This window comes from Alcaligenes aquatilis, from assembly GCF_003076515.1.
GTDB classification, from domain to species: domain Bacteria; phylum Pseudomonadota; class Gammaproteobacteria; order Burkholderiales; family Burkholderiaceae_B; genus Alcaligenes; species Alcaligenes aquatilis.
This window is the reverse complement of the sequence record NZ_CP022390.1, coordinates 165,482-179,881: the sequence shown is the minus strand read 5'-3', so window position 1 is coordinate 179,881 and position 14,400 is coordinate 165,482. Positions and strand designations below refer to the sequence as shown.

At 58.4% G+C, this 14,400-nt stretch carries 8 protein-coding genes; 7 read left to right on the top strand and 1 reads right to left on the bottom strand.

Annotated elements, in window-relative coordinates; all coding sequences use genetic code 11:
• Positions 1 to 8: 8 nt before the first annotated feature.
• From aceK to CA948_RS00750, 6 genes are all read left to right on the top strand, one after another.
• Positions 9 to 1,877, top strand: a complete 1,869-nt coding sequence (aceK, locus tag CA948_RS00775; RefSeq protein WP_108727066.1) for a bifunctional isocitrate dehydrogenase kinase/phosphatase — start codon at positions 9 to 11, stop codon at positions 1,875 to 1,877.
• Positions 1,870 to 3,051 carry an acetyl-CoA C-acyltransferase gene (locus tag CA948_RS00770; protein WP_108727065.1) on the top strand — a complete coding sequence of 394 codons (1,182 nt, stop codon included), beginning with the start codon at positions 1,870 to 1,872 and terminating at the stop codon, positions 3,049 to 3,051. Before aceK ends, CA948_RS00770 begins: the two co-directional genes overlap by 8 nt.
• Before the next feature lie 72 nt (positions 3,052 to 3,123).
• On the top strand, positions 3,124 to 4,731 hold the full coding sequence (locus tag CA948_RS00765; RefSeq protein WP_094195235.1) for a carboxyl transferase domain-containing protein: 1,608 nt from the start codon (positions 3,124 to 3,126) through the stop codon (positions 4,729 to 4,731).
• Positions 4,732 to 4,745: 14 nt separating this feature from the next.
• Positions 4,746 to 6,758, top strand: a complete 2,013-nt coding sequence (locus tag CA948_RS00760) for an acetyl/propionyl/methylcrotonyl-CoA carboxylase subunit alpha (protein WP_108727064.1) — start codon at positions 4,746 to 4,748, stop codon at positions 6,756 to 6,758.
• 110 nt (positions 6,759 to 6,868) lie between these two features.
• Complete coding sequence (gene gluQRS / locus CA948_RS00755; RefSeq protein WP_108727063.1) at positions 6,869 to 7,762, top strand: tRNA glutamyl-Q(34) synthetase GluQRS; 894 nt, start codon at positions 6,869 to 6,871, stop codon at positions 7,760 to 7,762.
• Positions 7,763 to 8,179: 417 nt separating this feature from the next.
• Positions 8,180 to 8,638 (top strand): Smg family protein, encoded by a 459-nt coding sequence (locus CA948_RS00750; RefSeq protein ID WP_042484796.1) that lies wholly within the window; start codon positions 8,180 to 8,182, stop codon positions 8,636 to 8,638.
• A gap of 247 nt (positions 8,639 to 8,885) precedes the next feature.
• On the opposite strand, the gene CA948_RS17730 is transcribed toward CA948_RS00750, so the two are convergent.
• Positions 8,886 to 11,606, bottom strand: a complete 2,721-nt coding sequence (locus tag CA948_RS17730) for a GDYXXLXY domain-containing protein (RefSeq protein ID WP_238988628.1) — start codon at positions 11,604 to 11,606, stop codon at positions 8,886 to 8,888.
• A gap of 113 nt (positions 11,607 to 11,719) precedes the next feature.
• On the opposite strand from CA948_RS17730, the gene CA948_RS00735 reads away from it, so the two are divergent.
• A complete protein-coding gene (locus CA948_RS00735) occupies positions 11,720 to 14,326 on the top strand; it encodes a DNA topoisomerase III (protein ID WP_108727062.1) in 2,607 nt (868 codons plus the stop codon).
• The last annotated feature ends 74 nt before the right edge of the window (positions 14,327 to 14,400 follow it).

The following is a 14,400-nucleotide window of genomic DNA, read 5'->3' as shown; positions in this document are numbered from 1 at the left end:
GCACAGGCATGTCCAACCCTGACTTTGGCGAAACGACTGTCATCACCCCGGTTCAGAAACCGGGGATGACCGCTATCCAGGTGGCCCAGACCATGCTCAATGGTTTCAATCGCCACTATGCACTGTTTCGCTACAGCGCCCAGCGCGCCAAGTCTTTGTACGAATCGGGCGACTGGCATGGCATTCAGCAGCTCTCGCGCGAACGTATCGAGTACTACGCGACACGGGTGCGCGAATGCGCGGCCATGCTTAGCCAGAACCTGCGTCTGCATCAGCCTACGCCATCCGATCCGGCCCATCTGGACGATGCCCAGCAGCAATTGTGGTTGCAGGCCAAAGCTGAATTTGTGCGTTTGCTCTCGGGCCACCGTCAGCCCGAATGTGCGGAGACCTTCTTCAACTCCGTCTCCTGCCGTGTGCTGCACCGGCACTACTTTCGCAACGAATTCATTTTCGTGCGCCCAGCCGTTGCCACGGATTACCTGGACGGCGCGCTGCCTTCATATCGCGTCTATTACCCCACCCAAGAGGGTCTGGAAGCCAGTCTGACCAGTATGCTGGCCGACTTCGGTCTGGCTGCCCCCTTTGCCGACCTGCCGCGCGATGTACGCACCTTGGCCCGCATGGCCGTGCGTCAACTATGCCGCCGTCTGCCGCGCGGCTATGGCTCGCGCATTGGCTCGGACTGCCAGATTCAGGTGCTGAACTCCCTGTTCTTTCGCAACAAGGGTGCCTATGTGGTGGGCCGACTGATCAACCAGGGCGAAGTGCTACCGTTCTCCCTGGCCATTTTGCATCGCCCCTCGGGACACTTGTATATAGACGCCTTGTTGCACACCACGGACGACCTGTCCACGCTGTTCAGCTTTACGCGCGCCTATTTCCTGGTCGATATGGAAGCGCCGTCGGCCTATGTGGACTTCCTGTCCAGCCTGCTGCCGCGCAAGCCCAAGGCCGAGCTATACACCGCCATCGGTCTGCAAAAGCAGGGCAAGACCCTGTTCTACCGCGACTTTCTGCATCACCTGTCGCACTCGCACGATCACTTTGATCTGGCTCCCGGTATTGCCGGTATGGTGATGACGGTATTTACCTTGCCGTCCTACCCCTATGTGTTCAAACTGATCCGCGACCGTATTCAAAAGCAGGGCATGGACCATGCCACGGTACGCAGCAAATACCAGTTGGTCAAAAAGCATGATCGTGTCGGACGCATGGCCGACACCTGGGATTACGCCCAGGTTGCCTTACCCAAGGCGCGCTTTTCCGACGCCTTGCTGGAAGAACTGCGCCGCGAAGTGCCCAGCCTGCTGGAAGAGTCCGAGGACACCATCTTGCTGCGTCACGTCTACATTGAACGACGCATGACCCCGCTGAATCTGTATCTGAACAAGGCCAGCGACCCCGCCCTCAATGCCGCTGTCGACCAGTACGGCAAAGCAATCCGCGAGCTGGCTGCTGCCGACATTTTCCCAGGCGATATGCTGTTCAAGAACTTTGGTGTAACCCGCCTGGGCCGCGTCGTCTTCTATGACTACGACGAAATCCAGCACATGCGCGAGATGAACTTTCGCGCCATTCCACCCGCACCGAACGAAGAAGCCGAAATGGCCAGCGAACCCTGGTATCCGATCGGCCCGAACGATGTATTTCCTGAAGAATTCGGCTACTTTCTACTAACCGACCCACGCATTCGCAAAGCCTTCATGGCCCACCATGCCGAACTGCTCGAACCTGAGTGGTGGTCCCAATGTCGCTTGCGGGTAACACAAGGTCGGATCGAAAATATTTTTCCGTACAACAAAGATCGGCAGCTGCACGAGTTTGCCAAACGCGCGCCGGTCTCCTCTTTGCAACCAGGAGTCTTTCATGACTAATTCCGTTGTCATCGTCTCGATCGCCCGCACCCCTATGGGCGGCATGATGGGTAGCCTGTCCGATCTGGCCGCCCACGAACTGGGCGCCGTCGCCATCAAGGCGGCCATGGAGCGTTCGGGCATTCCGGCCGACAAGGTCGATGAAGTGATCATGGGTAATGTGCTGCAAGCCGGTCAGGGCCAGGCCCCCGCGCGCCAGGCTGCCTTGGGCGCCGGTCTACCCCAGGGTGTGGCTTGCACCACCATTCACAAAGTGTGCGGTTCCGGTCTGAAAGCCGCTATGTTTGCCCACGATCTGCTCAAAGCAGGCAGTGTGGACGTGGTGGTGGCTGGCGGTCAGGAAAGCATGAGCAACGCCCCTTATCTGCTGCTTAAAGGCCGCCAGGGCTACCGCTACGGCCATTCCACCGTCTATGACCACATGGCCATGGACGGTCTGGAAGATGCCTACAGCCGTGGCACCGCCATGGGCGTGTTTGCCGAAGACTGCGCCAGCAAATACGAATTCAGCCGCGAAGAGCAAGACGCTTACGCGCTGGAATCGCTGCGCCGCGCTCGCCAAGCCAGCGATGACGGCAGCTTTGAATGGGAAATTGCGCCCGTGACCATTGCGGGTCGCAAGGGTGATGTCGTCATTGCCAAGGACGAAGCCCCTGCCAAAGCCATGCCCGAGAAGATCCCCACACTGCGCCCCGCTTTCAAGAAAGACGGCACGGTTACCGCTGCCAACGCCTCGTCCATTTCGGACGGCGCCGCCGCCATGGTGATCACCACTGAAGACAAGGCCAAAGAACTGGGCGCAACACCGCTGGCCCGCATTGTGGCTCACACCCAGCACGCTCAGGAACCCGCCTGGTTCACCACCGCACCGGTGGCCGCTATCCAGAAGCTGCTGGATAAAACCGGCTGGAGCGTGGCCGACGTTGATCTGTTCGAGATCAACGAAGCCTTTGCCGTGGTCACCATGGCCGCCATGAAAGAGCTGAACATCCCGCACGACAAGGTCAACATCCACGGTGGCGCCACGGCCCTGGGCCACCCCATCGGTGCATCGGGTGCTCGCCTTTTGGCGACCTTGATCGGCGCCCTGCGCAAGACCGGCGGCAAGCGTGGTATTGCTTCGCTGTGCATTGGCGGTGGCGAAGCGGTCGCCCTGGCCGTCGAGCTGGTTTAAAGCAAGCTCATCAGCCGGGCTGCGGCCCGGCTGATTTTATGGGCTTTTCTCTGTTCTCTTTCCAGGCACGCCATGTCAGTTATTGAATCCCGCATCAATCCGCGTTCCCAAGACTTTCAGGACAACGCCTCGATCATGCAGGCCCTGATCCTTGATCTGCGCCAAAAGCTACAGAAAACCGCTTTGGGCGGGTCTGAATCCTCCCGGCAACGCCATGTGGGTCGCGGCAAACTGCTGCCCCGCGAACGCGTCGAACGGCTGCTTGATCCCGGTACTCCCTTTCTGGAACTCTCGCCTCTGGCTGCCCAGGACGTCTATAACAACGAGTCTCCCGGCGCGGGCATCATCACGGGCATTGGCCGCATTGCGGGCATTGAATGCGTGGTGGTCTGCAACGACGCCACGGTCAAAGGCGGTACCTACTATCCGCTGACTGTTAAAAAGCATTTGCGTGCCCAGGAAATCGCCCAGCAGAACAATCTGCCTTGCGTATACCTGGTGGACTCGGGCGGGGCCAACCTGCCCAACCAGGAAGACGTCTTCCCGGACCGTGACCACTTTGGCCGCATCTTCTACAACCAGGCCAATATGTCGGCCCAGGGGATTGCACAGATCGCCGTGGTGATGGGTTCGTGTACCGCTGGCGGTGCCTATGTTCCGGCCATGAGCGATGAGTCCATTATCGTGCGCGACCAGGGCACCATCTTCCTGGGTGGCCCACCCCTGGTCAAAGCGGCTACAGGTGAAGAAGTCAGCGCCGAAGACTTGGGCGGTGGCGATGTGCACACCCGTCTGTCCGGCGTGGCCGACCATCTGGCCGAGAACGATCTGCATGCGCTGGAATTGGCACGCCGCTGCGTCGGCCGCCTGAACCGCGAGAAAAAACTGCCCTGGCCGCTGAAAGAAGTACGCGAGCCACGTTACGACCCGCAAGAGTTGAACGGCATCATCCCCGCCGATACCCGCAAGCCCTACGATGTGCGCGAAGTGATCGCCCGCATTGTGGATGACTCGGATTTTGATGAATTCAAAGCCCGCTTTGGCACCACGCTGGTGACCGGCTTTGCCCATATCCACGGTATGCCCGTGGGCATCATCGCTAACAACGGCATTCTGTTCTCGGAAGCGGCTCAAAAAGGCGCCCACTTCATTGAACTGTGCTGCCAGCGCAAGACGCCTTTGGTGTTTCTGCAGAACATCACCGGCTTCATGGTGGGCCGCAAGTACGAAAACGAAGGGATTGCCCGCCACGGCGCCAAACTGGTCACCGCCGTATCCACGGCTGCCGTACCCAAGTTCACCGTGATTCTGGGCGGCTCTTTCGGTGCCGGTAACTACGGCATGTGTGGCCGCGCATTCAGCCCGCGCCTGCTGTTTCTCTGGCCCAATGCCCGTATCTCGGTCATGGGTGGTGAGCAAGCTGCCAGCGTGCTGGCGACCGTGCGCCGTGATGGCCTGGAAGCCCGTGGCCAGACCTGGAGTGCCGAGGACGAGGAAGCCTTCAAGGCCCCGATCCGCGAACAATACGAACATGAAGGCCACCCCTACTACGCCACTGCGCGTTTGTGGGATGACGGCATCATCCAGCCTTCGGACACCCGGCGCGTTTTGGCCCTGGGTTTGTCCGCCGCCTTGAACGCCCCTATTGAAGACACCCGCTTTGGCGTGTTCCGCATGTAAGACAAGGAGACACTGTGTTTCAGACCCTGCTGATAGCCAATCGCGGTGAAATTGCCTGCCGGGTGGCCGCCACTGCCCGCAGCCTGGGGCTGCGTACCGTTGCGGTTTACTCCGACGCGGACGCGGACGCCCAGCACGTACGTGCTTGTGATCAAGCCGTGCGCATCGGTGGCCCCGAGCCACGCGACAGTTACTTGAAGATCGACGCCATTCTGGAAGCCGCTCGTGCCACTGGCGCGAACGCGATCCACCCTGGCTATGGTTTTCTGTCCGAGAACGAGCACTTTGCTCGCGCTTGTGAACAAGCCGGCATTATTTTTGTAGGCCCACCCGCTCAAGCCATTGCGGCCATGGGCAGTAAGTCCGCCGCCAAATCCCTGATGGAAAAAGCCGGTGTGCCTTTGGTGCCCGGTTACCACGGCGACAACCAGGACCCCGACTTCCTGCACCAGCAAGCCGACAATATCGGCTACCCCGTGCTGATCAAAGCCAGTGCCGGTGGCGGCGGCAAGGGCATGCGTATTGTGGAAGAGTCCGGCGCGTTCCTGGAAGCCTTGCGCTCGTGCCAGCGCGAAGCGGCCAGCAGCTTTAGCGACGACCGCGTGCTGATCGAACGCTACATCACCAAACCACGCCATATCGAAATCCAGGTCTTTGGTGACCAGCATGGTGACTACGTCTACCTGTTCGAGCGCGATTGTTCGGTACAGCGTCGTCACCAGAAAGTGATTGAAGAAGCGCCCGCCCCAGGCATGACACCCGAGCGTCGCCAGGCCATGGGCGAAGCCGCCATTGCAGCGGCCCGCGCCGTGAACTATGTGGGCGCAGGCACGGTGGAATTCATTGCCGAACAGGACGGACGTTTCTACTTCATGGAAATGAATACCCGTCTGCAAGTGGAGCACCCCGTCACCGAACTGATTACTGGCCACGACTTGGTGGAATGGCAACTGCGTGTGGCCGATGGCCAGCCTTTGCCGGCCAAACAGGACGAGCTGAGCATTAATGGCCACGCCATTGAAGTTCGCATTTACGCAGAGAATCCTGATAAGGACTTTCTGCCGTCCATCGGTACGCTGCGCAGCTTGCAGTACCCCGCCCATGCGTCCTTCACCTCCGGTGAGGTGCGTATCGACAGCGGTGTGCGTGAAGGCAGCGTCATCAGCCCCTTCTACGACCCCATGATCGCCAAGGTCATCACTCATGGTGCTGATCGTGAACAGGCTCGTCGTCGCCTGATTCGCACGCTGGCGGACACTCAGGTGGCCGGTGTTCACACCAACAAGACCTTCCTGCAACGTCTGCTGGGCGATGACGCCTTTGCCCAGGCCGATCTGGATACGGGCCTGATCCCACGTCGTCACGATGCGCTGTTCCCCAGCAATCAGGACGTTCCGGCTTCTGTGCTGGCCTTTGCCGCCTGCGCCGTGCTGACTCACCAGGGTCTGAGCGGGCAAGCTCCCAACTCCGACCCGTGGGCCGTGCATGACGGCTGGCGCCTCAGTGGGGACTACGATCAGAAAGTGGCCTTGCAACTGGGTGAACAAGCCCACGACGTGCTGCTGCAACGTCGTGAAAACCAGTGGCAGATCACGCTGGGCGAAGCTCAACACGCGCTGCGCTGGCAAGCCGAGGCAACGGCGGGTCTAGCCCAGACCTTGACCGTACGCCTGTGGCTGGATCAGGTCGAATACCGTGCCCAGGTGCTGCAAGATGGCGACCATCTGCAAGTGGCCCAGGCCGGTTCGGACTGGACCCTGGCCGTGGTCGACACCCTGGCCAGCGCCAGTACCAGCGGCCAGGAAGCGCACGGTGGCCACCTGACCGCTCCCATGCCGGGCAAGATTATTGCCCTGAATGTGGCTGCAGGTGACAGTGTCAAGCAGGGCGATGTGCTGCTGGTCATGGAAGCCATGAAAATGGAGCACTCCATTCAGGCACCTGCCGATGGCACCGTGGCCGAACTGTTCTTTGCGGTGGGCGATCAAGTGCCCGAAGGCGCAGAGCTGGTCACCATGGAGAGCTAAAACCTCTTCTTTCCAGCCCGCGCAAAACGCATTGCCGGGCTAGAAAAATAGGCGTAAAGTCGCATTACCAAGAGCCCCCTTCCAGGGGCTCTTGCCGTTAAGAACGACTCATGACCGCCCAGCTTCTTACCCCCTACTGTGGTCGCTTTGCGCCTAGTCCCAGTGGTCCCTTGCACGAGGGTTCACTGGTTGCGGCCATGGCCAGCTACCTGGATGCACGCGCCCAGAACGGGCGCTGGTTGCTACGCATTGAAGATATAGACACGCCACGCGTGGTCGCCGGGGCAGACCAGATCATCATGCAGCAACTGCGGGGCCTGGGCATGCACTGGGATGGCGAAGTTCTATGGCAAAGCCAGCGGCTGGCTCGCTATCAGGACGTGTTTGACGGCCTGCGCGAGCGGGATCTGGTCTACGGCTGCACCTGCACCCGTCAGGAGATTCTGGCCGCCTCCATGCCGCTTGCCCCGGATTCGCATGAATATCCCTATGCAGGCACCTGCCGCCACGGCATCCCGGCAGATCGCGCCGTACGAGCCTGGCGGCTACGCGTACCGGAAGGGGTGGAACACTTCACGGATCGCTGGGCCGGGCCGCAACAGCAGGACGTAGCCAAAGAAGTAGGGGACTACATTCTTAAACGCGCCGACAAACTCTGGGCATACCAGTTTGTGGTGGTCATTGATGATGCGGACAGCCAGATCACCGATGTCGTGCGTGGCGCAGACTTGCTCAGTTCCACGGCCCGCCAGCGGGTATTGCAAAGAATCCTGGGCCTGCCGCTCCCGCGTACCCTGCACGTACCGCTGGCCTGCGATGAGCAAGGCCGCAAGCTTTCCAAACAGAACCATGCCCCGGCCTTTGATCTGGACCATCCAATGGAAACGCTGCAACGAGTCTGGGCCTTTCTGGGCTTTGCTCCCCTGGTTGCCAACACTCTGGACGAGTTCTGGAGCCAGGCCACCTGCGCCTGGGCACGGCGCTTCCCCTTATCGCTTAGCTAAAATCCGGGTATCCAAGCAGCACACTGGATTCTGAGCGCTGATTCCTTGCTGCCTGCTGCCTGTTGCCTGTTGCCTGTTGCCTGTTGCCTGTTGCCTGTTGCCTGTTGCCTGTTGCCTGTTGCCTGTTGCCAACCAGTGTGCCCCTCCGTCGGCTCTCTGTGCCAGCTTATTAGGTTTCAAATAAACGACAGTTTCTGCCCGAACAATCGATTTATGTTTCAATCATAAAGACGCCCCGCCGCACAGGGCGTCTACCAGAGCAAAACCCGGTAAAAATCGGCCTCACCGCTCACGGCAGAACCCACCCAAGCCCTGAACCCCCCATTTGCCCCCTACCGCAAATCAGCGTAAAGTTTGGTCACTGGTTACCGAATTCACGCAGTTTTTTTAATCACTTAGGACGGCAACCTTATACCCATGTTTGATATCCTGGTTTATCTTTTCGAGACGTATTACAACCCCCAGTCCTGTCCCAAGGCGGAGGTTCTGGCCCACAAATTGGCCGCTATTGGCTTTGAAGACGAGGACATCAACGACGCACTGGGCTGGCTACATGCACTGGGCGAGACCTCGCAACAGTGTCAGCCTACCGCTCAACTCAGTCCCAACAGTCAGCGTATTTTTTCTGAGCACGAACAGAATGTGCTGGGCGCTGACGCGATGGGTTTCATCACCTTTTTGCAAAATTCCGGCGCTCTTACCGCCCACCTGCGCGAAATTCTGATTGAAAGCGCCATGACAGTGGACGAAAGCCCGGTCTCGTTGGACAAAATAAAAATTGTCGCCCTGATGGTTTTGTGGAGCCACGAAGCCGAAATCGATCATCTGATCTTTGAAGAGCTGCTCAGCGACGACTCCACCCGTCAGTCCCACTAAGCTGATACACAGGAACCTATTTTTTGTTCAAGAAACGGCCCCGATAAAGAGGGTCCTTCCACACAAAAAACCAAGGCCCGACTCCGACACTTCATCGGATTCGGGCCTTTTTGATGGGTCTTGCTGTCGCTTGGACGGTGTTTAACCTTCTTTGTGGATACAGCAGACATTCAAGAAAGCCGGATTGTCTTTATTAGATAGGGGCAATCCGACTATAGGCTATTGAGCGCAACTGATCAGATCAGGCTCACTTGATTTCCTTTCTGTCCTTGTCCAGCATCGCGCGCAACAGGCTCTGACCATCCTCGACCACGGCAAACTCGCCGTAGCGGGCGGCATCGAAGCGATCTGCCGAGCCTTCCGCAAAGAACCAGGCATCTGTTCCAGGCGTCCAGTTACTGCGGTGACGGCGCATGCGCAAGCGCATCACATCGGAAGGTTCAGCCACAGGGCCTTCTTCGCTCCACAGGCGCTCCTGGCCGTCCTGCTCCAGATAAACACCCTTGAGCTGCGCCACCTTGTTCTCATCCAGTTGCACCGCCACAACCACCCACTGCTGAGCGTCCATCTTGGCAAGCGCGTCCTTGGGCAAGCCCCAGGACAGGGCAGACAAGTTCTGCGACAGGGCAAAGTTCAAGGACATATAGTCGCCCTGCATCAGCGAACGGGGATCGACCGGAGCCAGCTCCAGCAACACCGTCTGACCATCGCTCAAGATGCGTTCTTTTTGCACGATAGCGACGTTGGCCACACCCAGCACCAGCACCGTCCCCAACAAAACGCTGGCAAGAATGCCTTTAGGAGCCGCCTGCACCGGCGCGTCGGCCACCACTTTATTGCGACCTAGCTGACCCAGATACGCAAACACCAAGCAGCCTACGCCCGTTGCCAGCAAGAGTTCGGCCTTGTCCAGCAGACTGATGTTCAGGATGTAATACAGACGCCAAAGGCAGAACAGGCCCATTGCCACGGCCACGGCCAACAAGCTGAGATAGCGCCAGGCATAAGCCACCAGAATCCAGCTCAAGGCCAGAGCCACCGGCGGATAAGGTGTCCAGACCGCACACAAGGCTGCCAGACCCAGCAAGGCAATGCCATAGACCAGAGGCTGGTCACGCCAGCCGCGCCAATAAAACGCCAGTATCGCCAAAGGAGCCATCGCCAGCAAAAAGCCAGCCACGGTCAGGTAAGGCCGCGACTCGTCCCAGAAGGGCATGGAATAAAACAGCGTGCCCGCCAAAACAAGATGAATCTGGGAAGCAAGCAGCAAGGACCAGAACAAGGGCAGCCAGAAATGCGACTTGCGCTCACCACGCACATAAAGATGTCCTAACGACAAGGCGGCAAAGAACATGAATGCAGCGGGCATTTCCAGCACCCAATAAGGCATCATGGCCCAGCGATCAAACAAGCGCTCGATCACCAAAAACTCGATCGCGGCCAGTGCCCAGATCACCAGCAACATGCGCAATACGAACTGTCCTTTGGCCAGCCTGTACAGCAAGGTGCTGATCACGACGGCTATCATGGCGCTGACCTCATGTGGCCAGGGGTAACGCATGTCCACAAGCGGCACGCTAAGCAAGAGCACCGCGCACGCAACCCAGCCGCCGACCAGATCCCGGCTGGATACCGTCTGAGCCTTGGCAAACAGCACGGGGGACACCAGAGCCATGATGCCGCCCAGTACACCCAGCGCTTCCAGACTCAAGTCCAGAGAAACAGCCAGGTACAGCAGAATAATCAGTGGTAACAGCAGGTATAGGAACAGCTTGATCAGCCTCAGATACCAAGGATGATGTTCATCACTGCCTTGAGTATCCAGTGCATCTGCCTGGGCCGGTTGTTGAGCTTGTGTAACGGCATCAGCCTGGACGCTAGCCTGAGCATTGGCCAGGACCTCTGCTGTTGAAGCCGCAGGACTTGTTGCCGCTGCTGCGTTGACGGTTGATTGAGTTGCAGCCGCTTCGGTTCCAACAGTGGCATTTGCCGTGACGGTGGTAGTTGTTGCATCAACTGCCGAGGCCGTTGCCAACGTGGCACCTGAAGCAAGATCGACCTTGGCTGCTTCCAGCGTTCCAGCACCTGCATCTGCAGTAATAGCGCCCGCCGTATCCTCTTTAGCAGCCAAGGCCTCGCCGCCATGAGTCCGTCGCCAATTGACGACCTGCTGCTGCAAGAAACGCAGCAGCCCCAGACCCAGGCCCACAATCACCACCACGATCAGTAGGAACGCATCGCCTGCATACTCGATAATCAGCATGCTCAAGGAACCATACGCGCCGAACGAGGCCAAGGACATGATCAGCAAATCCGGGCGACGGTAGCGATAAACACCGTACAACGCCAGGAACAAGGCAAGACCGAGCAGGAAGTTGCCTTCCATGACCTGGGCACCGATGAAAAAGCCCACCGCAATCGCTGCTACACGCGGCACGATGCGCCACGGGTCATGACGCGCACGCCAGATGGTCTCGGCTGCCAGCAACAGCAGCGCATTGACTGCCAGAGCCAGCAAGGTCTGCGAAGTATAGCTGCGCCCAAACCAGTCCAGACGGGCCACATCTATCCATAGGTAGAAGGCCGTATTGATCAGTACCAGCCACAGCACGGACAGAAAGACACTGCGCACGGTGAATACCCAAGGTATGATCAGCACAGTCCACAATGCGAAAAGCTGCCAAGGGTCTGCGCCAGTCTGATAAGTCTGGCCAATCAGGGCCAGCAAACCGCCCGTGGCCACGGCGGCCAGGCCGGTCAAAGCAGCAGGCACTCCCAGATCATGTCCCCAGCCACCGGAACGTCGGCGAAACAGCAAGGCCAGTCCTGCTGAAATCAGCACGGCACCTTGAGCCAGGGCAAATTTGGCGACATGCCCCCAGTTTTCCCAATTGGCCGCAATCCAGGTCACCAGACCACTGGCAAGCAGCAAAACGGCCAAACCCCAGGCCAGTTTTGTCAGAAACACTCGCCAGTCAGTTGGCCATACGTTAGTCTTGTCAGGTCTCATAACTTGCATAGAGGGATAAGCACCTCGTATCATTTCGCGCATTGCAGCGCAGTTGCTGTCACTGGAATCATATGGATAAAACACTAATCATTGCCGAGAAACCTTCAGTCGCCGTAGATATCTCGCGGGCATTGGGCGGTTTCACTCGAGAAGGTGATTATTTTGAAAGCGATCGCTATGTGCTGGCCTCCAGCATCGGCCATCTGCTGGGCCTGGTGGCCCCTAATGATCCGGTTCGCGGCAAGTGGAGCTTCACACATCTACCTGTTATACCCCCTCAGTTTGAGCTCAACCCAACAGACAAAAAATCGACTGAACGCTTGAAACTGCTAGTCAAGCTCATCAAACGAAAAGATGTCACTGCTGTTATTAATGCCTGTGACGCAGGGCGCGAGGGTGAGCTGATTTTTCGCTACATTATGCAATACGCCGGAGCGAAAAAGCCGGTGCAACGGCTTTGGTTACGTTCGATGACACAATCGGCGATTCGTGAAGCCTTTGAAAACCTGCGTGATGATGAGGACATGAAACCGCTGGAAGCAGCGGCCCGTTCGCGTGCCGAGGCTGACTGGCTGGTGGGCATTAATGGCACTCGTGCCATGACCGCCTTCAACAGCAAGGACGGCGGCTTTTTCAAAACCCCCGTGGGCCGTGTGCAAACCCCCACGCTGGCCATCGTGAACGAGCGCGAGAACCGCATTCGCCAGTTCGTATCACGCGACTACTGGGAAGTACACGCGGACTTTATCGCCGCTGCCGGCCTGTACTCCGGCCGCTGGTTTGACCCCAAATTCACCAAGGACGAACACGACCCCGAGAAGAAAGACTCGCGTCTGTGGTCCCAGGCTGCCGCTCAGACCATTGTGGCTGCCTGCCGCGAGCAGCCCGGTGTGGTCACCGAGGAATCCAAGCCCAGCACGCAGATGTCGCCCGCCTTGTTTGATTTGACCTCGCTGCAACGCGAGGCCAACTCGCGCTTTGGCTTCTCGGCCAAGACCACCTTGTCCTTGGCCCAGACGCTGTACGAACGTCACAAGGCGCTGACCTACCCCCGTACTGATTCGCGCTACTTGCCCGAAGACTATATAAGCACGGTGCAAGAAACCATGCGTGCGCTGGCTGACAGCGGCACGCCTGCCAGTGCTTCGGTGCAGCCGTTTGCGCAGGAAGTGGTCGAACAAAAATGGGTCAAGCCCAACCGTCGGATCTTCGACAACAAAAAGGTGTCGGATCACTTTGCCATCATCCCCACCTTGCAGGTACCCCGGGAGCTGAGCGATGCCGAACACAAGATTTACGAGCTGATCAGCCGTCGCTTCCTGGCGGTGTTCTTTCCGACCGCAGAGTTCCGCGTCACCACACGTATCACGCAGGTGTCGGGACACCATTTCAAGACGGAAGGCAAAGTGCTGGTCAAACCGGGCTGGCTGGCTATTTATGGCCGTGATGCCCAAGGCGAAGACGCGTCCCTGGTGCCCGTTGCCGATGGCGAGAAGGTCCGCACTGAAGATGTGAACACCAAGGCACTGGCCACCAAGCCGCCTGCACGCTTTACGGAAGCGACCTTGCTGTCGGCCATGGAAAGCGCGGGCAAGCTCGTCGACGATGAAGCCTTGCGCGAAGCCATGTCCGAGCGCGGTCTGGGTACACCAGCCACTCGTGCCGCCATTATTGAAGGTCTGCTGAACGAAGCCTATCTGCGCCGTGAAGGCCGCGAACTGGTGCCTAGCGCCAAGGCACGTCAACTGATGACTTTGTTGTCCGGTCTGGGCGTTAGCGAACTGACTTCGCCCGAACTGACAGGCGAGTGGGAGCACCAGCTCAAGCAGATCGAGCAACGTCAGTTGGACCGCGACGTGTTCATGCGTGAAATCGCGCAAATGACGCAAGTGATCGTCAAACGTGCGAAAGAGTACGAACGCGACACCGTTCCTGGCGACTACGCAACCTTGCAGACGCCATGCCCTAAATGTGGCGGCGTGGTCAAAGAAAATTACCGTCGTTATGCCTGCACGGCTTGCGATTTTTCGATTGGCAAACACCCCGGCGGTCGCACCTTTGAACTGCCGGAAGTCGAAGAGCTGCTGGCCAAGAAAGAACTGGGCCCTCTGCCTGGTTTCATCAGCAAAATGGGTCGCCCCTTTGCGGCATTGTTGCGCATCACCGACGAGTACAAGCTGGAGTTCGACTTCGGCCAGAACGACGACGATGATGACGAAACCCTGGATTTCAGCGGCCAGACCCCGGTCGGTCCCTGCCCCAAGTGCCAGTCCTCCGTCTTTGAGCATGGCTTGCGTTACTTGTGCGAAAAGTCCGTTGGCCCATCCAAGAGCTGCGACTTCCGTAGCGGCAAGGTGATTTTGCAGCAGGAAATTACCCGCGAGCAGATGGCCAAGTTGCTGGGTGAGGGCAAGACAGACTTGCTGGATGGTTTCGTGTCCTCGCGCACCAACCGCAAGTTCAAAGCCTTCCTGGTGCGTCAGGCCGACGGCAAGATCGGCTTTGAGTTCGAGCCGCGCCCAGAGAAGCCAGGTCGTAAATCAGCCGCCAAGAAAACGGCGACTAAAGCAGCGGCTAAAAAGACAGCAGCAAAGAAAACAGCAGTGAAGAAAACAGCGGCCAAGAAAACGGCAGCTAAAAAAACGACTGCTAAAAAGACGGCCAGCAAGGCAGAGTAAAAAGCTCGGCTTAGTTGGAAGAAATGGCCTCCCTTTTTTGGGGGGCCATTTTTTTATACAACGCCATATCGCCT

Excerpts from the sequence above, each read along its gene's own strand:
- aceK (WP_108727066.1), top strand. The coding sequence starts at position 9 with ATGTCCAACCCTGACTTTGGCGAAACGACTGTCATCACCCCGGTTCAG.
- CA948_RS00770 (WP_108727065.1), top strand. The coding sequence starts at position 1,870 with ATGACTAATTCCGTTGTCATCGTCTCGATCGCCCGCACCCCTATGGGC.
- CA948_RS00765 (WP_094195235.1), top strand. The coding sequence starts at position 3,124 with ATGTCAGTTATTGAATCCCGCATCAATCCGCGTTCCCAAGACTTTCAG.
- gluQRS (WP_108727063.1), top strand. The coding sequence starts at position 6,869 with ATGACCGCCCAGCTTCTTACCCCCTACTGTGGTCGCTTTGCGCCTAGT.
- CA948_RS00750 (WP_042484796.1), top strand. The coding sequence starts at position 8,180 with ATGTTTGATATCCTGGTTTATCTTTTCGAGACGTATTACAACCCCCAG.
- CA948_RS00735 (WP_108727062.1), top strand. The coding sequence starts at position 11,720 with ATGGATAAAACACTAATCATTGCCGAGAAACCTTCAGTCGCCGTAGAT.